The sequence below is a fragment of the Aestuariimicrobium ganziense genome, from assembly GCF_015352975.1.
In the GTDB taxonomy this organism is placed as follows: Bacteria; Actinomycetota; Actinomycetes; order Propionibacteriales; family Propionibacteriaceae; genus Aestuariimicrobium; species Aestuariimicrobium ganziense.
This window is the reverse complement of record NZ_JACYIZ010000001.1, coordinates 174538-193381: the sequence shown is the minus strand read 5'-3', so window position 1 is coordinate 193381 and position 18844 is coordinate 174538. Positions and strand designations below refer to the sequence as shown.

Sequence of the window (18844 nt, the reverse complement as noted above, 5' to 3'; positions counted from 1 at the left end):
TCAGCGCGCGCTGAAGTACTTCGCCTCCGGGTGGTGGACGACGATGGCATCGGTCGACTGCTCCGGGTGCAACTGCAACTCCTCGCTCAACTCCACCCCGATCCGGCTCGGGTCGAGCAGGTCCACCAGCTTGGCCCGGTCCTCCAGGTCGGGGCAGGCCGGGTAGCCGAAGCTGTAGCGCGAGCCGCGGTAGGCCTGGTCGCGGATCGCAGCATCGACCGCACCGTCGTCGCCCAGCAGACCGAGCTCACCGCGCACCCGGTGGTGCCAGTACTCGGCAAGCGCCTCGGTCAGCTGCACGCTCAGCCCGTGCAACTCCATGTAGTCGCGGTAGGAGTTCGCGGCGAACAGCTCACCCGTGCTGCGGGCGACCTCTCGTCCCATGGTCACCAACTGCATCGACAGCACGTCGGGGCCGAGCTCGGCGGCCTCGGCCTCGTCGCGGAAGAAGTCGGCCAGGCACAGCCGCCGGTCGCGCCGCTGCCGTGGGAACGTGAACGAGGTCAGCTCGCGCGAGTGGTCGTCAGGGTCGAGGACGACCAGCGTCTCGTCCCTGCTGACCACCGGCCAGTAGCCGTGGACGACCGCGAACTCGGCGATGCCCTCGGCGCGGATCCGCTCCAGCCACATCCGCAGCCGCGGACGGCCCTCGGTCTCGACCAGTTGCTCGTACGAGACCCCGTCACGAGACCCGCGAAGCCCCCACTGGCCCATGAAGGTCGCCCGCTCGTCCAACCAGGTCGCCACCTCGGCCAGGGCGATGCCCTTGGTCACCCGCGACCCCCAGAACGGTGGGGTCGGCACCTCGACCCCGCCGGTAGGGGTCGGCCGCGCCACGTCGGAGCGCACCCCCAGTTCGGGTTCGGGGATGTCGATCGACGAGCCCCGTCGCACCCGGCGCTCGCGGATCTCGGGCAGCGCCGCCCCCGGTTCGCCTCGCTTGACCGCCATCACCGCGTCCATCAGGGCCAGGCCCTCGAAGGCGTCGCGGGCGTAGCGCACCTCACCGTCGAACATGTCGTTGAGGTCGTGCTCGACGAAGCTCCTGGTCAGCGCGGCGCCACCCAGCAGCACCGGGTAGCGAGAGGCCAGTCCACGGGCGTTGAGTTCGGCCAGGTTGTCCTTCATCACCATGGTCGACTTCACCAAGAGCCCCGACATGCCGATCGCATCGGCCTTGGCCGCCTCGGCGGCTTCGATGATCTCGGTGATCGGGCGCTTGATGCCCAGGTTGACCACGGTGTAGCCGTTGTTGCTGACGATGATGTCGACCAGGTTCTTGCCGATGTCGTGCACGTCGCCCTTGACCGTGGCGAGCACGATGGTGCCCTTGCCGGAGTCGTCGGCGTCGACCTTGTCGATGTGCGGCTCGAGGTGGGCGACCGCCTTCTTCATGGTCTCGGCTGACTGCAGCACGAAGGGCAACTGCATCTGTCCCGACCCGAACAGCTCACCGACGGTCTTCATGCCGGCCAGCAGGTCTTCGTTGATGATCGACAGCGCGGGCTTGTCGGCCAGCGCCTCGTCGAGGTCGGCGGTCAGGCCCTTGTCATTGCCGTCGACGATACGGCGCTGCAGCCGCTCCAGCAGCGGCATCGCAGCCAGTTCGGCCTCACGTTCCTGCTTCATTGACGCCGCGGTGACACCCTCGAACAGTTCCAGGAAGCGCTGCAGCGGGTCGTAGCCCTCGGTGCGGCGGTCGTGGACGAGGTCGAGCGCCACCTGGCGCTGCTCGTCGGGGATCCGGTCCATCGGCACGATCTTGGCGGCGTGGACGATGGCCGAGTCGAGCCCGGCGGCCACGCATTCGGCCAGGAACACCGAGTTGAGCACGATCCTGGCGGCAGGGTTGAGGCCGAAGGAGATGTTCGAGACGCCCAGCGTGGTTCGCACCCCGGGGTAGCGCTGCTTGAGTTGGCGGATCGCCTCGATGGTCTCCAGACCGTCGCGGCGGGTCTCCTCCTGACCGGTGGCGATCGGGAAGGTCAGGCAGTCGACCAGGATGTCGCCGACGTCGAGGCCCCAGTTCTGGGTGAGGTCGTCGATCAGCCTCGACGCGACGCGCACCTTCCACTCCGCGGTTCGGGCCTGGCCCTCCTCGTCGATGGTGAGCGCCACCACGGCCGCACCGTGCTCGACCACCAGCGGCATCACCCGGCCGTAGCGCGAGCCGGGACCGTCGCCGTCCTCGAAGTTCACCGAGTTGATGATGCTGCGCCCGGGCAGGCTCTCCAGACCGGCCTCGACCACCTCGGGCTCGGTCGAGTCGAGCATCACCGGCAGGGTCACCGCGGTGGCGAACCGGCTGGCCACCTGGCGCATGTCGTCGGCGCCGGGTCGTCCGACGTAGTCGACGCACAGGTCGATCAGGTGCGCGCCCTCGCGGGTCTGGCTGCGGGCGATGTCGACGCACTCGTCGAGGTTGCCGGCCAGCATCGCCTCACGGAACGCCTTGGAGCCGTTGGCGTTGGTGCGCTCACCGATGGCCAGATAGCTGGCGTCCTGGGCGAAGGGCACGTCGTGGTAGAGCGAACTCACTGCTCGCTCAGGGGTGACCTCACGCTGCACGACCTCGCGCTCGCCGAGGGTCTCGACCACCCGGCGCAGGTGCTCGGGCGTGGTGCCACAGCAGCCGCCGACCACGGCCAGGCCGTAGTCGCGGGTGAAACGGTCAAGTGCCTCGGCCAACTCGTCGGGGGTGAGCGGGTAGCGGGCACCGTCGGCGGTGAGCTCGGGCAGGCCGGCGTTGGGCATCGTCCCCAGCGCGATGCGGGCGTTCTGCGACAGGTGGCGCAGGTGCTCGGTCATCTCGGCCGGTCCGGTGGCACAGTTGAGGCCGATGACGTCGATGCCGAGCGGTTCCAGGGCGACCAGGGCGGCGCCGATCTCGGATCCGAGCAGCATCGTCCCGGTGGTCTCGACGGTGACATTGACCAGGATCGGCAGGTCGACCCCAGCCTCGGTGCGTGCGCGCTTGGCGCCGATCACCGCGGCCTTGGCCTGCAGCAGGTCCTGGCAGGTCTCGATCTGGACAGCGTCGATGCCGCCACGGATCATCGCCCTGACCTGGGCGTGATAAGCGTCACGCACGGCGGCGAAGGACACCTGGCCCAAGGTCGGCAGCTTGGTGCCCGGGCCGACCGAACCGAGGACGAAGCGCGGCTTGTCGGTGTAGGAGTCGGCCACGCGGCGGGCGATCGCGGCGGCGGCCTCGGCGAGCTCCTCGAGCCGGTCGACGACGTCGTACTCGGCGAGTGCGGCCAGGTTGGCGCCGAAGGTGTTGGTCTCGACGGCGTCACAGCCGACCTCGAAGTAGGCCCGGTGGATGGCCTCGACCACGTCGGGACGGGTGACGTTGAGCACCTCGTTGCAGCCCTCGAGCCCCTCGAAGTCGCGGTCGACGTCCAGGTCGAATTCCTGCAGCATCGTGCCCATGGCCCCGTCGGCGATGATCACGCGGCGGCCCAACAGGTCACGGAAGCTGGCAGAAGTCATGCGGGACAGCCTAGGGCGGACCGGCGGGGGTACCCAATGTCGGTCCACTGTCCATCTCGGTCTCGAGGCGCCCGGCGCTAGGCTGGCGAGCATGGCAGTGTCGTTGAGCACCTTGCGCTCCCCCGTCGTCCTGCTGGCCTTCTCGGGCTGGAACGATGCCGGTGAGGCAGCGACCGGGGTGGTCGAGCACCTCAAGGAGTGCTACGACACCGAAGACCTCGACGCCCTCGACTCCGAGGACTACTACGACTTCTCCCAGAGCCGCCCGCTGGTGCAGACCGACCCGGTCACGGAGAACAGGATCCTGGTCTGGCCCGGCACCGAGTTGTTCCTCGTCCGGCTGGTCGAGCGCGACCTGGTGGTGGTGATCGGGCGCGAGCCCAACATGCGCTGGCGCAGCTACTGCGACGACGTGCTGCGCCGCCTCGACGGTCTTCGTCCCGAGATGGTGGTGGCGCTGGGCTGCATGATCACCGACGACCCGCACACTCGTCCGCTCCCGGTCTACGCCTCGAGCCCCGACCTGGCGGTGCGTGACCGCTTCGGCGCCCAGCCCGAGACCTACCAGGGCCCGACCGGCATCACCGGGGTGATGGCGCGCGCGTTCGCCGACCAGGGCTACGACACGCTGTCGTTGTGGGGGACGACCCCGCACTACAGCACCCGCCACGAGTGCCCGAAGTCGACGCTGGCGTTGCTGCGACGCCTGGGTGAGGTGGTGGACGAGGACCTGGTCGAGGGCGACCTGCCGATGGAGGCCGCCCAGTGGGCGGCCGACGTCAGCGAGGTCGTCGCCGACGACACCGAGTTGTCGAGCTACGTCGCCTCACTCGAGGAGGCCCAGGACGAAGGCCTGGGCGAGACCACCGGCGACGACATCGCCGCGGAGTTCCAGCGCTACCTGCGCCGGGAGCGGCGAGAGCCCAACAGCTGACGCCGCTACTCGACCGACGGCTGCGCGTGCTGGGCGGCCAGCTCACGCAACTCGCGCACCATCGCGTCGGGGTCGTCGGCGCGGTAGACCGCCGAGCCGGCCACGAACACATCGGCTCCGGCCTCGGCGCAGCGACCGATCGTGTCGACCGAGACTCCCCCGTCGATCTGGATCCAGATCTCCTGGCCGGTGGCCTTGACCAGCTCACGTGTGCGGCGAAGCTTCGGCAGCACCATGTCGAGGAATTTCTGGCCACCGAATCCTGGCTCGACGGTCATCAGCAGCACCATGTCGACCTCGGGAATCAGGTCGACCCAGGCCTCGATGGCGGTTGCTGGCTTGAGCGCCATCGCGGCCCTGGATCCCAGCGCCCGCAGCTCGCGGGCCAGACGCACTGGTGCGCCGGCCGCCTCGACGTGGAAGGTCACCGACTCCGCCCCTGCGTCGGCGTAGGCGGGTGCCCAACGGTCGGGGTCGGCGATCATCAGGTGGATGTCGAGTTCCTGCGTGGTCACTGTGCGGATCGCCTCGACCACAGGCAGGCCGATGGTCAGGTTGGGCACGAAGTGGTTGTCCATGACGTCGATGTGCACCATGTCGGCCGAGGGGATCTTGGCGATCTCGCCGCGCAGGTCGGCGAAGTCGGCGTTGAGGATGCTCGGGGTGATCTTCATGCCCATACCGGTGAGCCTAGCCCTCACCCTCCCCGTCAGGTTCGACGCAGCAGCGCGAGGAACATCGCGTCGGTGCCGTGACGATGCGGCCACAACTGGACGAACCGCTCGTCCTCTGTGCGCCGGCAGTCGGACACCTCGGCCAGCACCGCGGGCGCGTCCAGCACCTTGACGTCGGTGCGTGACCCGATCACCGCCCTGACCGCACCCACCGTCTCGTCCGGGTGCGGCGAGCAGGTGACGTAGGCCACCACTCCCCCGGGCGTCACCGACTCCAGCGCCGAGGCCAGCAATGACTGCTGCAGGTCGACCAGGTCGGGCAGGTCGTCCGGGCTCTTGCGCCAGCGTGCCTCAGGACGACGTCGCAGCGCCCCCAATCCGGTGCAGGGCACGTCGGCCATCACCGCGGCGAACTGGTCCGGCCGCCAGGCCGGACGTGTGCCGTCACCGGCGACCACCTGCCATCCGTGGGGGTAGGCGCGAAGCCCCTGCCGCACCAGGGCGGCGCGGTGGGGTTGGGCTTCGTTGGCGAGCAGCCAGGTGCCGGCCTCGCGGGCGAGGCCGGTCAGCAACGCCGCCTTGCCACCGGGTCCGGCGCACAGGTCGAGCCAGGGCTGCTCGTGGTCGGCCACCCGGGCCAGGGCCAGTGCCACCAGTTGGCTGCCCTCGTCCTGCACACCGACCGTGCCGCCCCGCACCTGGCGCAGCTCGCCCGGCGCGGTGGTGCTGGTGAAGCCCCACGGCGACCACCGGGTGGGCTCGGCGCCCTCAACGCTGTCACGGTCGGCGAGCCCGGGCCTGACCACGAGCGTCGGACGAGCAGCCTGGTTGTTCGCGGCCAGCGCCAGCGACGCCTCATCGTCGCCGAGCAGGCCGCGGTGGACGTCGGCGATCCAGCGCGGGTGGTGGTGGCGGACCGCCCACGCCTCGTCGGCGGGAAGGCCGGCGGTGACCACGTCGAGCCACTGGTCGAGGCTTCGGCGGGCGATCTTGCGGGCGACGGCGTTGACCAAGCCGGTGACCCGGTGACCGGCGACCCGGCGAGCCAGGTCGACGGCCTCGTTGACCACGGCGTGGTCGGGTGCGTCCATCACCAGCAGCCGGTGTGAGGTGAGCCTGAGCACGGCGCGCAGCGGCGCGTCCAGTTGGTCGGCACGGCGTCCGGACGCGGCCTCGATGATCCGGTCGTGGGTGCCCAACAGCCGGCAACAGCCGAACGTGAGCTCGGTCGCGAACGGGCGTTGCCGCTCCGGCACGCGGTCGATCTGGTCGGCCAGGGCGAGGTTGGCGTAGGCGTTGGCGGTGTCGACGGCCAACAGGGTGGCGTGGGCCGCGAGCAGCGCTGGGGGCACCTTCGGCGCCCGTGGGGGTCGGCTGCTCACGTCAGTCGGGTGCCGGCGACCAGCCGCACCCCACGCGCCCAGTCGGCCCCGGCCATCGGCTGCTTGCCAAAGGCCTGCACCCGGACCAGTTCCAGCTGTCCGTCACCAGTGCCGACGAACAGGGCCCGCTTGGTCGCCAGCAACTCCCCCGGCGCCAGGCCATCATCGCAGAGGTCGGCGGACTCGATGCCGAGCACCTTGAACCGCTGGTCGTCCAGCAGGCTCCAGGCACCGGGAGCGGGCGTCATCGCCCTGATCTGGCGAGAGACCTCGACCGCCGGGCGCGACCAGTCGATGCGGGCGTCGTCCACGCTGATCTTGGGGGCCAGGGTGAGGCCCTCATCGGTCTGGGGGGTGGGTTCCTGACCTCGTGCGATCCGGTCGAGGGTCGACACGAGCAGGTCGGCGCCGCTGAGCGACAGTGCCTTGAGCACCTCGCCGGAGGTCTCGTCCCCGGTCAGCGGCAGTTCGAGCATGTCGTACACCGGGCCGGCGTCGAGCGCTTTCACGATCCGGAAGGTGGTCGCGCCCGTCACGCTGTCACCGGCCCAGATGGCGTGCTGCACCGGGGCCGCCCCCCGCCACCTGGGCAGCAGCGAGAAGTGCAGGTTGATCCAGCCCCGGGGCACCACGTCGAGCACCGACTGCGGCAGCAGCGCGCCGTAGGCCACGACGGCGACCGCCTCGACGTGGAGGCTCTCCAGTTCCTCGGCGAACCACTCCTCGCGCGGGTGGGTCGGCTTCAGCACCACAAGACCAAGCTCGGCCGCCCGGGCTGCCACCGGTGAGGGAACCAGCTTCTTCGAGCGGCCGACGGCGGCATCCGGGCGGCTCACCACGGCCACCACGTCGTGCGACGAGGCGACCAGGGCGTCCAGGGCCGGCACGGCGACGTCCGGGGTTCCGGCGAAGGCGATTCTCACCCCGTCAGCCTAGCGAGGGCCGACGACCGATCAGGTCGCGAAGAGCTCCTGGCGGATCCGCGCCTCGGGCACACCGGCCTCGAGCAGTTCCTCGTGCAGGCTCTCGATCATCGCCGGTGGTCCGCCCAGCAGGAACTGGTAGCTGGCCAGGTCCTGGGGCAGGTGGCGCCGCAGCACGTCGGCGTCGACGTCTCGCGCGCGCTTTCGGCCTCCAGTCGCTGCCACAGCCGCCGGAACGGGGGTGATCCCGATGCCGCCGGCGATCAGGACCGTCGGCAGGCCGGTGGCCATGGCCGGACGGCCCGGAATCAGCCCACGACCACGGGGTCGACCCTGACCCGGACCGGTGTCCCCTTGCGCGCCGACCGCACCGCCAGACCTTCTCGCACCCGGGTCACCAGCGCCGGGCCGTCGGGCGAACTGGCCCGCAGGGTGAGTCGCACCAGGTCGTCCAGTTCACCGCCGACCGGGCTGATCGAGCGTGGCAGCGGCACCGGACCGAGCATCTCGACGCCGTCGAGGTCGTCCAGACGCGCGGCAGCGACGAGTTCCCGCACCCCGGCGGGGGTGCCCTCCACGGTGACCACCCGCACCGCAGGCGGCAGTCCGGCGTCGCGCCGCTGCTGGAGTTCCCTGCGGGCGAAGCCCTCGGGGTCGGCGCGGACCAGGGCCTGCACCGCCGGGTCGTCGGGTGGCCCGACCACACTGACCGTGCCACCGTCGCCGCCCCCGCGGACCAGTCCGGTGGCGTTGAGCCAGCGGCGAAGCGCCTCCTCCGGCGCACGCAGGTCGGCTCGTCCCAGCAGGCCGGCGGCGTCGAGCAGCACGGCCGCCGCGTAGCCGTCCTCGGCGACTGGCTCGGCCCCCGGGGTGGCCACGACCAACTGCGGCCTGGTGCCAACCCCGGCGACCACGTGATCGCCCGAACTGTCCACCACCGTGGTACCGGGCAGCGCCCGACCCAACTGCTGGGCGGTCAGCGAGGCCCCGACCACCGGCGCCCGCCAGCGGCGGTGGCCGCACTCGGGGCACGGGTGAGCCGACTGGGGACGACCGCACTGCCCGCAACTCAGGCCGCGGTCGGGGTGCCCCTGCACCGTTCCCGCGCACACCTCGCAGCGCACCGGCGTGCGGCAGCGTTCGCAGACCAGCACGACCAGGTGGCCCGCTCGGGGCACCTGCACCAGCACCGGGCCCTGGGCCAGTCCGGTGCGGATCGTGTCGAACACCAGCGCGGGCAGGCGCACCTGCCGGGCGAGGGGGTCCTTGGCCAGGGCCCAGTCGCTGTCAGCAGCGACGTTGACCACGGGCGAGGCGCGGCGGGCCTCGGCCCGGGGCAGGGCGAGTTGGTGCATCCAGCCGTGGTCGAGCCACGCGGCCACCTCGGTGGAGCAGGCCCGCGAGGCGATCAGCAGTCCGCAGTCATCGATCGGCACCCGCAGGGCTGCCACGGTGCGGCTGTGCGGGTAGGGCACCAGTGGGTTGGCGTGCAGGTCGTCGCCGTCGTCGACCAGCACGACCAGACCCAGGTCGCGCATCGGCGCGAAGGCAGCAGCACGGGTGCCCACCGCGACCTTGGCGTGGCCGCGCAGGCAGGCCAGGTAGTTGCGGTAACGAGTGGACGGGCCGAGATCGGCGTGCAGCACCGCCACGGTGCCCTTGCCCAGGACTGACTCGAGGGTGGTCACCATCCGGGTGACGTCTCGCACGTCGGGGACGACCACCAGCGCGCTGCGTCCGCCGGTGAGGGTGGCCGCCACCGCTTCGACGACTCCCCCACCCAGGTCGCCCACCGCGTTCGCGGCGGCCGGCACCTGCCACCAGGCCCGTGGGGCATGGCCATCACGCAGGGCGGTGAGGAAGCCCTGGGCACCGTCGGCAGCCGACAGCGCACCTGGCGGCGTCGAGCCCGGTTCGGGTTCGGCCCAGGGACGCGGCGTGGCCTTCTCGGTGGCAGCATGCCGGGGAGGCACCGCCAGCCGGACGACGTCGGCGAACGATCCGGCGTAGTGGTCGGCCACAGCCCTGACCAGGGCCACCTGCTCGGGAGTGATCGCGACCTGCGCCGACACCACGCGCTCGAGAGGCGCCAGCTTGCCCGGCGCATCGGACTCGACACGTCTTTCCAGGACGAACCCGTCGACCAGGCGGCCGGCGAACCGCACCCGCACCCGGACCCCGGGCTGGGCCTCGGCGTCCATCGCCTCGGGCACGAGGTAGTCGAACGGACGATCAAGGTGCGCCAGCGACACGTCCACGGCAACCCGCGCCACTGGCAGCGCGGGAGCCTCGGTCATGCTGGCCATTCTTGCGCAGAGGGCCGACAGTCGGAGGGCGGGCCGACTCAGCCAGCCAGACGTGCCAGCTGCTCGGCGCGGTCGGTGCGCTCCCAGGTCATCACGTCGAGTTCACGCCCGAAGTGGCCGTAGGCGGTGAACTGCGAGTAGATCGGACGCAGCAGGTCGAGGTCGCGGATGATCGCCCCCGGCCTCAGGTCGAAGGTCTCCTGCACGGCGGCGAGGATCCGTTCGTCCGGGACGACCCCGGTGCCGAAGGTGTCGATGTAGAAGCCGACCGGGTGGGCTCGTCCGATGGCGTAGGCGACCTGCACTTCGCAGCGGGTGGCCAGGCCTGCGGCGACCACGTTCTTGGCGACCCAGCGCATCGCGTACGACGCCGAGCGGTCGACCTTCGAGGGGTCCTTGCCCGAGAAGGCGCCACCGCCGTGGCGGGCCATGCCGCCGTAGGTGTCGACGATGATCTTGCGGCCGGTCACCCCGGCATCGCCCATCGGGCCACCGATCACGAAATTGCCGGTCGGGTTCACGTGCAGCGTGTAGTCGTGGTGGGCCAGCTCGTAGCGCTGGAGCACCGGTTCGATCACCAGGCGACGGATGTCGGGCTCGAGGGTGCCGCGCAGGTCGATGCCCTCAGTGTGCTGGGTCGACAGCACCACGGTGTCGAGCGCCACCGGGCGGTTCTGCTCGTCGTACTCGACGGTGACCTGGGTCTTGCCGTCGGGTCGCAGGTAGTCGAGTTCGCCGCTCTTGCGCACCTGGGTCAGGCGTTCCGACAACCGGTGCGCGAGGTCGATCGGCAGCGGCATCAGCGTGGGGGTCTCGGTGCAGGCGTAACCGAACATCAGGCCCTGGTCGCCGGCACCCTGTCGGTCGAGGGCGTCCCCGGAGCCGTCGCGGGCCTCCTCGGCGGCGTCGACACCCTGCGCGATGTCGGGCGACTGGCTGCCCAGTGCCACCGTGACGCCACAGGAGTGTCCGTCGAAGCTCTTGTCGGAATGGTCGTAGCCGATGTCGAGGATCGTCTGGCGGGCGATCCCGGCGACGTCGGCGTACTCGCTGGTCGTCACCTCACCGGCAACCACCACCAGGCCGGTGGTGACCAGGGTCTCGACCGCGACCCGGGCGAGCGGGTCGACGGCGAGCAGCGCGTCGAGCACCCCGTCCGAGATCGCGTCGGCGACCTTGTCGGGGTGTCCCTCCGTGACCGACTCGGAGGTGAACAGCCGACCCATGTCAGGCAGGGTCGAGGTCGGTGAAGTCGTCGCCGAAGATCAGGTTGGTGTCGACAGCGGCCTCGGCGCGGGCGGCAGCCTCGGCCTCAGGATCGATCTCGGAGCACTCCAGCACTTTGTTCTGGATCTCGCGCATCGCGATCGACAGCGGCTTCTCGGTGACGGTGTGGTCAACCAGCGGGCCGACGTTCTCGAGCAGGCCCTCACCCAGCTGGGAGTAGTAGGCGTTGATCTGGCGTGCGCGCTTGGCGGCGAACAGCACCAGACGGTACTTCGAGTCGACCTGGTCGAGCAGTTCGTCGACCGGCGGGTTGGTGATGCCTTCGGCAGCGTTGATGGACACGGTCACCCTTCGTGGACTGGTGTGGGGTGCGAGCGGATCGTCGACCGACGGGGGTCGTCCGGCTCACAGACTCAGTAACTCTACCAAACGGGCCACGGTTTCATCGATCTCGCCGTTGACCACGATCTCGTCGAACTCCTCGGCGGCTGCCAGTTCCTCGCGCGCGGTGGCCAGTCGACGGTGCTGCTGCTCAGGCGTCTCGGTGCCCCGCCCGACCAGCCGACGCACCAGTTCGTCCCAACTCGGGGGCGCCAGGAAGATCTGGCGGGCCTGTGGGTAGCTGGTGCGCACCTGACGGGCACCCTGCAGGTCGATCTCGAGCAGCACGGTGCGGCCCTGCGCCACCGCACGCTCCACTGGTTCCCGAGGTGTGCCGTACCGGGCCGCGCCGTGGACGACCGCCCACTCCAGCAGGCCCTCGGTGGCGATCAGGGTGTCGAAGGTCTGTTCGGAGACGAAGTGGTAGTGCACGCCCTCGACCTCGCCCGGACGAGGGGCCCGGGTGGTGGCCGACACCGAGACGAAGATCTCGGGATGCAATTCGCGGAGCCGGTTGACGACTGTGCCCTTGCCGACCGAGGTGGGGCCGGCAAGGACGAAGACACCGGCCCGGCGCTCGGGGGGCGACACCTGTTCGGTCAGCTGAACTCGGCCTTGAGTCCAGCGACCTGGTGGCGCCCCAGGCCGCGCAGACGGCGGTTGGGGGCGATCTCGAGGCGCTCCATGATCTCGGCGGCGCGCTTGTCGCCGACACGGGGCATGGCCTTGAGCAGGTCGACCACCTTGAGGTGGGCCAGTGCCTCGTTCTCGTTTGAGGCGTCCAAGGCCTTGGCGAAGCTGGTCTTGCCGCTGCGGACGTCGTTCTTCAGCTCGGCGCGTGCCCGGCGGGCAGCAGTGGCCGCTGCGCGGGCCTGCTGCAGTTGCTCAGGCGTCAGCGTGGGAATCGCCATCGTTACTCCATTCCACCTGCTCGCACCGCGATCGAGGTGCGAGTTCCCTTGCGGACAACCTAGCCCACAGTGCCTGGTGCTGGGTCCCCAGTCAGGTGATCTTCAGGCGTGGTGCGCAGCCAGACCGTTCAGGCGCTGCACCAGGCCGTTCACCGTCGGGCCGCCCAGCAGCACCTCACGGCTCGCGCTGGGCAGCACCACACCCTCGACGTTGCCGAACCGGGCGGCGAGGTCGGCGATCGAGCCGCCCTGGGCGCCGATGCCGGGCACCAGGATCGCGCCGCTGAATCCGGCCAGGTCGATCTTGAGGTCGGCGTGGGTCCCACCGACGACCAGTCCCACGTGACCGACTCCAAAGCGACGGTTGTCGGCCTCGGCCTGGTCGACGACGGCCTGGGCCACGGTGCCGCGCTCGCCCTTGGCCAACTGCACCGCGGCGCCCTCGGGGTTCGAGGTGCGGGCGAGCACGTGCACTCCCCTGCCGTGCTCGGCGGCCAGGTCGAGTGCGGGACGAAGGGACTCATACCCCAGGTAGGGCGAGATGGTGATCGCGTCGACGGACAACGGCGCGTCGGGGCTGAGGTAGGCCTGCGCGTAGCCGGCCATGGTCGAGCCGATGTCGCCCCGCTTCACGTCGAGGATGCTCAGGGCGCCGGCGTCGCGGATGTCACGCAGCACCTGCTCGAGCACGGCGATGCCACCAGAACCGAACACCTCGTAGAAGGCCGACTGCGGCTTGAACACCGCGACCTTGTCACCGAGCGCCTCCACCGTGCGCCGGGCACACAGTTCGACGCTGCGCAGGTCGTGGGGCAGGTCCCAGGCCTGCAGCACCGACGGCTGCGGGTCCAGACCCACGCACAGTGCGCCGCGATCGGCGACCAGTCGGGTGAGTCGGTCACGGTAGGACGAGGTCATCGGGTCTCCCGGTTCTCGTGGGCGTGGGTCGTGGTGGTACGACCGTGGAGTGCGGCCACCTCTCGCACCAGGGCTGGTCCACGGTAGATGAAGCCGGTGTAGAGCTGGACGAGTTGGGCACCGGCGTCGAACATCGCCCGGGCGTGCTCGGCCCGCATCACTCCCCCGACCCCGACCACCGGGATCTCGGCCCGGGCGGCCACCCGCGAGACCACCCGCAGGGCCAACGGGGTCAACGGTGCCCCGGAGAGGCCTCCGGCCTGGTCTGCCAGGTGGCGGTCGACCTCGGCCAGTCCGTCGCGCGACAGCGTGGTGTTGGTGGCGACCAGGGCCGATGCCCCAGCCTCCTGGCAGACCTCGACCAGTTCGTCGAGGGCCTCGTCGGCGAGGTCGGGGGCCATCTTCACCCACACCGGCAGCGGCCGGTCGGGGTTGAGTCGGCGTGCCTCGTCCACCAGCGTGGCGACCAGCGCCCGCAGCTCGGCGGCATCCTGCAGCGCGCGAAGGCCCGGGGTGTTCGGGCTCGACACGTTGATCGCCACGTAGTCGGCGTGCGGGGCCACCGCGGTCATCGCGGCCAGGTAGTCGTCGGTGGCGTGTTCCAGGCTGGTCGTCCGGTTCTTGCCGATGCTCACCCCGAGCGGGATGCCCGCAGCGGCGTTGCCCCGCCAGATGCCCCAGCGCTGCAGCCTGCGGGCGAGCGCCTCGGCCCCGGCGTTGTTGAAGCCCATCCGGTTGATGATCGCCCTCGAGGCCGGCAGCCGGTACAGCCTGGGGCGGTCGTTGCCCGGCTGCGGGCGCGGGGTGACCGTGCCCAGTTCGGCGAACCCGAATCCGAGCCGGCCCCAGGCCCGCGCGGCGTGCCCGTCCTTGTCGAGGCCCGCCGCCAGACCGACCCGGTTGGCGGCGGTGATGCCACCGACGGTGACTGGACGAGCGCTCGGCGCGAGTGCTGCGCCCACGACTCGACCAGCTGCTGGGGGCAGCGCGCCGAGTCGGTGGATCAGCTGCTCGTGGATCGCCTCGGGGTCGCCGTGGTGGCTGCGGAACAGGATCGGCCGCAGCACCCGCTGGTAACCGCCGGCCAGGCCTGCGGTCCAGGCCCGGTCGACCAGCGCCGGATCGGGGCGAATCATCGCACTGCCGACCAACTCTGCAGCGAGCGCACCCCGATCGTCCCGGCCCTTGCGGCCTCGATACCCTGCACCGCTGCTGCCAGCCCTTGCACCGTGGTCACGCACGGCACTTCGTGGCGGATGGCCAGTGTGCGGATCTCGTAGCCGTCGGCACGTGGCGCACCACCGGGGGTCACGCCCTGCGGGGTGTTGAAGATCAGGTCGATCTCGTCGGCCTGGATCAGTTGGGTGATGGTGGGCTCACCATTGGGGCCCGGACCCTCGGAGTGCTTGCGCACCGGGGTCACCTCGACACCGTGGCGGCTCAGTACCGTGGCGGTGCCGGCGGTGGCGTAGATGGTGAACCCGAGGTCGGCCAGGCGCTTGACCGGGAAGATCGCGTGCCGCTTGTCGCGGTTGGCGACGGCGACGAACACGCTGCCCTCGGTCGGCAGGGTCTGGTTGACCGCACTCTGCGACTTCGAGAACGCCGATCCGAAGGTGTGGTCGAGCCCCATCACCTCGCCGGTGGAGCGCATCTCGGGTCCGAGCACCGTGTCGACGCCCATGCCCTCGGCGGTCCGGAACCGGTTGAACGGCATCACGGCCTCCTTGACGGCCAACGGCATACCGTCTCGGAAGGTCGTCCCGTCGCCCGCGGCCGGCAGGTGGCCCGAGGCCCGCAGGTCGGCGATCGATCGTCCGACCATGACCAGCGCGGCCGCCTTGGCGAGCTGTGATCCGGTGGCCTTCGACACGAACGGCACCGTGCGCGAGGCTCGCGGGTTGGCCTCGAGCACGTAGAGGGTGTCACCGGCCAGGGCGAACTGGATGTTGATCAGGCCGCGCACACCCACACCCTCGGCGATGGCCGTGGTCGAGGTACGGATGCGGTCGACGACCTCCTCACCCAGGGTGATCGGCGGCAGCGCACAGGCCGAGTCACCGGAGTGGATGCCGGCCTCCTCGATGTGCTCCATCACCCCACCCAGGTAGAGCTCGGTGCCGTCGTAGAGCGCGTCCACGTCGATCTCGACCGCGTCGTCGAGGAAGCGGTCGACCAGCACCGGCTGGTCAGGGGTGATCAGCGTCGACTCACGGATGTAGCGGGCCAGCGAGTCGTCGTCGTAGACGATCTCCATGCCGCGACCACCGAGCACGTACGAGGGACGCACCAGCACCGGGTAGCCGATCTCGGCCGCGATCGCCCGGGCTGCCTCGAACGACTCGGCCATGCCGTGCTTGGGGGCAGGCAGGCCTGCAGCCTCGAGCACCGCACCGAACGCGCCGCGCTCCTCAGCCAGGTGGATCGCCTCGGGACTGGTGCCCACGATCGGCACCCCGGCGTCCTTGAGCGCCTGGGCCAGCTTGAGCGGGGTCTGCCCACCCAGCTGGACGATCACACCGGCCACCGGACCGGCCGCCTTCTCGGCGTGGTAGACCTCGAGCACGTCCTCCAGCGTCAACGGCTCGAAGTAGAGCCGGTCAGAGGTGTCGTAGTCGGTGGAGACCGTCTCGGGGTTGCAGTTGATCATCACCGACTCGAAACCGGCCTCCGACAGCGCCATCGCGGCGTGCACGCAGGAGTAGTCGAACTCGATGCCCTGCCCGATCCGGTTGGGCCCGCTGCCCAGGATCAGCACCGCAGGCTTCTCGCGCGGAGCGACCTCGCTCTCCTCGTCGTAGGACGAGTAGAGGTAGGGGGTGCGGGCCTCGAACTCCGCCGCGCAGGTGTCGACGGTCTTGAACACCGGACGAACCCCCAGCGCCCAGCGCACCCCACGCACCACGTCGGGGCTGAGGTGGCGCAGGTCGGCGATCTGGACGTCCGACAGCCCGTGCCGCTTGGCCCGACGGAGCAACTCGGGGGTGAGGTCGTCGGAGGTGGCGACCTCGTCGGCCACCTCCTTGATCAGCAGCAACTGGTCGAGGAACCCCGGATCGATCCGGGTGGCCTCGAACAACTCGTCGGGGGTGGCTCCGGCCCGCAGGGCCTGCATGACCAGCTGCAGTCGTCCGTCGTGGGGACGACCGACCTGAGCGAGCAGCTCGTCCTTGTCGCCGGGCTCGGAGGAGAAGTCGAAGGGGGCGCGGGGATCCTCGAGCGAGCGCAGCGCCTTGCCGAGGGCCTCGGTGAAGTTGCGGCCGAGCGACATCGCCTCGCCCACCGACTTCATGTGGGTGGTCAGCGTGGAGTCGGCGTGGGGGAACTTCTCGAAGGCGAACCGGGGCACCTTGACCACGACGTAGTCCAGGGTCGGCTCGAAACTGGCCGGGGTCTCCTGGGTGATGTCGTTGTCGATCTCGTCCAGGGTGTAGCCGACGGCCACCTTGGCCGCGATCTTGGCGATCGGGAAGCCGGTGGCCTTGCTGGCCAGGGCGGACGAGCGCGACACCCGCGGGTTCATCTCGATGACGATCACCCGGCCGTCGTCGGGGTTGACCGCGAACTGGATGTTGCAACCGCCGGTGTCGACGCCGACCGCGCGGATGATGCCGATGCCGATGTCACGCAGCCGCTGGTACTCCCGATCGGTCAGCGTCATCGCCGGGGCGACGGTGATCGAGTCACCGGTGTGCACACCCATCGGGTCGAAGTTCTCGATCGAGCAGACGATGACGACGTTGTCGGCCTTGTCGCGCATCACCTCCAGCTCGTACTCCTTCCAGCCCAGGATCGACTCCTCGATCAGCACCTCGGTGGTCGGCGAGGCGTCCAGTCCGGTGCCGGCGATCCGGCGCAGGTCGTCCTCGTCGTGGGCGAAGCCCGAACCGAGTCCACCCATGGTGAACGAGGGACGAACCACGACCGGGTAGCCGAGGTCCTCGGCGGCGGCGATCACTTCGTCCATGGTGTGGCAGATGGCTGAGCGGGCCACCTCGGCGGTGCCGCCGGTGATGCCGGTCAGGCCGAGGCAGATCTTCTTGAACTGCTCACGGTCCTCACCACGCTGGATGGCCTCGACCGAGGCGCCGATCAGCTCGACGCCGTAGCGCTCGAGCACACCGCGCTCGTGCAGGGCGACGGCGGTGTTGAGCGCGGTCTGGCCGCCCAGGGTGGCCAGTACGGCGTCAGGGCGTTCGGCGGCGATCACCTTCTCGACGAAGTCGGGGGTGATCGGCTCGATGTAGGTGGCGTCGGCGAACTCGGGGTCGGTCATGATCGTGGCCGGGTTCGAGTTGACCAGGATGACCCGATAGCCCTCCTCGCGCAGCACGCGGCAGGCCTGGGTGCCGGAGTAGTCGAACTCAGCGGCCTGCCCGATCACGATCGGACCGGAGCCGATCACCAGGATCGACTGGATGTCGTCGCGGCGGGGCATCAGTTCTCGCCTCCCTCGGAAGTGGTCGGTCGACCCTCGAGCAACTCCACGAACCGGTCGAACAGGTAGGCGGCGTCATGCGGACCGGCGGCGGCCTCGGGGTGGTACTGCACCGAGAAAGCCTTGACCCGCCCCTGCTCGTCGCGCAGTTCGAGCCCTTCGACCACGTCGTCGTTGAGCCCGATGTGGCTGACCCGGGCGATGCCGTAGGGGGTCTCGATGTCGGTGTCGAGCGGCGCCTGGACGGCGAAGCCATGGTTCTGCGAGGTGATCTCGACCTTGCGGGTGCGCAGGTCCATCACGGGCTGGTTGACCCCGCGGTGTCCGAAGCGCAGCTTGTAGGTGTCCAGGCCCAGGGCTCGCCCGAACAACTGGTTGCCGAAGCAGATGCCGAAGTAGGGCAGGCCGGCGTCGAGCACCTGGCGCAGCAGCCCGATCTCGCGCTCGGCGGTGGCCGGGTCGCCGGGGCCGTTGGAGAAGAAGACACCATCGGGGTTGAGGGCGAGCACCTCGTCGAAGGTGGTGGTGGCGGGCAGCAGGTGCACGTCGATGCCGCGCTGGCTCATCCGCTGCGGGGTCATCGCCTTGATGCCCAGGTCGATCGCGGCCACGGTGAACCGCTTCTCGCCCTCGGCCGCGATCAGCTTCGGCTCGGGTGTGGTGACCTCGTCGATCAGGTTGGCGCCGAGCATCGGCGGCTGCCGCAGCACCCGCTCGAGCAGCTTGGCCGGGTCGGTCTCGACGGTGGAGATGCCCACGCGCATCGACCCCTTGTCGCGCAGGTGGCGGGTCAGGGCACGGGTGTCGACGCCTGAGATGCCGACCACGCCCTGGCGAGCCAGTTCCTCGTCCAGCCCGCGCCGGCTGCGCCAACTCGAGTGGCGTCGCGCCGGGTCGCGCACGACGTAGCCGGCGACCCAGATGCGTGAGGACTCGTCGTCCTCGTCGTTCCAGCCGGTGTTGCCGACGTGCGGGTAGGTCATCACGACCACCTGCCGGTGGAAGCTCGGGTCGGTGAGCGTCTCCTGGTAGCCAGTCATCGCAGTGCAGAACACCGCCTCACCGAAGGTCTCACCAGTGGCCCCATAGGGCTCACCACGGAATGCCCGTCCGTCCTCCAGTACCAGTAGCGCTTGGCCCATGTCCATCCTTCCTGCCCGGCGGCAGGGTGCGTGCTGAAGCGGTCCGTCAGACACTATCAGCGCACGGCGGAGTGGCTCGACCGTCGCCCAGCGGACGGGCTGCTACCTGGAGG

15 protein-coding genes are annotated in these 18844 nt (G+C 70.2%); 1 reads left to right on the top strand and 14 read right to left on the bottom strand.

Annotated elements, in window-relative coordinates; genetic code table 11:
* Window positions 1-3495: a methionine synthase gene (gene metH / locus IE660_RS00900; RefSeq protein ID WP_203566445.1), complete on the bottom strand. Its 3495-nt coding sequence runs from the start codon at window positions 3493-3495 to the stop codon at window positions 1-3.
* A gap of 91 nt (window positions 3496-3586) precedes the next feature.
* Between metH and IE660_RS00895 the strand changes: the two genes are divergently transcribed.
* Window positions 3587-4429, top strand: a complete 843-nt coding sequence (locus tag IE660_RS00895) for a PAC2 family protein (RefSeq protein ID WP_203566444.1) — start codon at window positions 3587-3589, stop codon at window positions 4427-4429.
* 5 nt (window positions 4430-4434) lie between these two features.
* Here the strand turns inward: IE660_RS00895 and rpe are convergent, their stop codons facing one another.
* The 13 genes from rpe to carA form a co-directional block, all read right to left on the bottom strand.
* Entirely contained in the window at window positions 4435-5109 is a 675-nt protein-coding gene (gene rpe, locus IE660_RS00890) for a ribulose-phosphate 3-epimerase (protein ID WP_203566443.1), read from the bottom strand.
* A 29-nt stretch (window positions 5110-5138) separates the two neighbouring features.
* On the bottom strand, window positions 5139-6485 hold the full coding sequence (locus tag IE660_RS00885) for an RsmB/NOP family class I SAM-dependent RNA methyltransferase (RefSeq protein ID WP_203566442.1): 1347 nt from the start codon (window positions 6483-6485) through the stop codon (window positions 5139-5141).
* Window positions 6482-7408, bottom strand: a complete 927-nt coding sequence (fmt, locus tag IE660_RS00880) for a methionyl-tRNA formyltransferase (RefSeq protein ID WP_203566441.1) — start codon at window positions 7406-7408, stop codon at window positions 6482-6484. The genes IE660_RS00885 and fmt overlap by 4 nt, the downstream gene beginning before the upstream one ends.
* 30 nt (window positions 7409-7438) lie before the next feature.
* Window positions 7439-7699: a hypothetical protein gene (locus IE660_RS00875; protein WP_203566440.1), complete on the bottom strand. Its 261-nt coding sequence runs from the start codon at window positions 7697-7699 to the stop codon at window positions 7439-7441.
* Between the two features lie 17 nt (window positions 7700-7716).
* Window positions 7717-9705: a primosomal protein N' gene (locus tag IE660_RS00870; protein ID WP_203566439.1), complete on the bottom strand. Its 1989-nt coding sequence runs from the start codon at window positions 9703-9705 to the stop codon at window positions 7717-7719.
* 47 nt (window positions 9706-9752) lie between these two features.
* Window positions 9753-10940 (bottom strand): methionine adenosyltransferase, encoded by a 1188-nt coding sequence (gene metK / locus IE660_RS00865; RefSeq protein WP_203566438.1) that lies wholly within the window; start codon window positions 10938-10940, stop codon window positions 9753-9755.
* A 1-nt stretch (window position 10941) separates the two neighbouring features.
* The gene (gene rpoZ, locus IE660_RS00860; RefSeq protein ID WP_203566937.1) at window positions 10942-11283 is read right to left on the bottom strand and encodes a DNA-directed RNA polymerase subunit omega; all 342 of its coding nucleotides are present in this window, start codon (window positions 11281-11283) and stop codon (window positions 10942-10944) included.
* A gap of 63 nt (window positions 11284-11346) precedes the next feature.
* Entirely contained in the window at window positions 11347-11913 is a 567-nt protein-coding gene (gene gmk, locus IE660_RS00855) for a guanylate kinase (RefSeq protein ID WP_328701778.1), read from the bottom strand.
* Between the two features lie 8 nt (window positions 11914-11921).
* Window positions 11922-12233, bottom strand: a complete 312-nt coding sequence (mihF, locus tag IE660_RS00850) for an integration host factor, actinobacterial type (protein WP_203566437.1) — start codon at window positions 12231-12233, stop codon at window positions 11922-11924.
* Between the two features lie 102 nt (window positions 12234-12335).
* The gene (pyrF, locus tag IE660_RS00845) at window positions 12336-13151 is read right to left on the bottom strand and encodes an orotidine-5'-phosphate decarboxylase (RefSeq protein WP_203566436.1); all 816 of its coding nucleotides are present in this window, start codon (window positions 13149-13151) and stop codon (window positions 12336-12338) included.
* Complete coding sequence (locus IE660_RS00840; protein ID WP_203566435.1) at window positions 13148-14287, bottom strand: quinone-dependent dihydroorotate dehydrogenase; 1140 nt, start codon at window positions 14285-14287, stop codon at window positions 13148-13150. Before IE660_RS00840 ends, pyrF begins: the two co-directional genes overlap by 4 nt.
* Complete coding sequence (gene carB, locus IE660_RS00835) at window positions 14284-17589, bottom strand: carbamoyl-phosphate synthase large subunit (protein ID WP_203566434.1); 3306 nt, start codon at window positions 17587-17589, stop codon at window positions 14284-14286. Before carB ends, IE660_RS00840 begins: the two co-directional genes overlap by 4 nt.
* Window positions 17589-18731 (bottom strand): glutamine-hydrolyzing carbamoyl-phosphate synthase small subunit, encoded by a 1143-nt coding sequence (gene carA, locus IE660_RS00830; protein ID WP_203566433.1) that lies wholly within the window; start codon window positions 18729-18731, stop codon window positions 17589-17591. The genes carB and carA overlap by 1 nt, the downstream gene beginning before the upstream one ends.
* Window positions 18732-18844 lie beyond the last annotated feature (113 nt).

Excerpts from the sequence above, each read along its gene's own strand:
- metH (WP_203566445.1), bottom strand. The coding sequence starts at position 3,495 with ATGACTTCTGCCAGCTTCCGTGACCTGTTGGGCCGCCGCGTGATCATC.
- IE660_RS00895 (WP_203566444.1), top strand. The coding sequence starts at position 3,587 with ATGGCAGTGTCGTTGAGCACCTTGCGCTCCCCCGTCGTCCTGCTGGCC.
- rpe (WP_203566443.1), bottom strand. The coding sequence starts at position 5,109 with ATGGGCATGAAGATCACCCCGAGCATCCTCAACGCCGACTTCGCCGAC.
- IE660_RS00875 (WP_203566440.1), bottom strand. The coding sequence starts at position 7,699 with ATGGCCACCGGCCTGCCGACGGTCCTGATCGCCGGCGGCATCGGGATC.
- IE660_RS00870 (WP_203566439.1), bottom strand. The coding sequence starts at position 9,705 with ATGACCGAGGCTCCCGCGCTGCCAGTGGCGCGGGTTGCCGTGGACGTG.
- metK (WP_203566438.1), bottom strand. The coding sequence starts at position 10,940 with ATGGGTCGGCTGTTCACCTCCGAGTCGGTCACGGAGGGACACCCCGAC.
- mihF (WP_203566437.1), bottom strand. The coding sequence starts at position 12,233 with ATGGCGATTCCCACGCTGACGCCTGAGCAACTGCAGCAGGCCCGCGCA.
- pyrF (WP_203566436.1), bottom strand. The coding sequence starts at position 13,151 with ATGACCTCGTCCTACCGTGACCGACTCACCCGACTGGTCGCCGATCGC.
- IE660_RS00840 (WP_203566435.1), bottom strand. The coding sequence starts at position 14,287 with ATGATTCGCCCCGATCCGGCGCTGGTCGACCGGGCCTGGACCGCAGGC.
- carB (WP_203566434.1), bottom strand. The coding sequence starts at position 17,589 with ATGCCCCGCCGCGACGACATCCAGTCGATCCTGGTGATCGGCTCCGGT.
- carA (WP_203566433.1), bottom strand. The coding sequence starts at position 18,731 with ATGGGCCAAGCGCTACTGGTACTGGAGGACGGACGGGCATTCCGTGGT.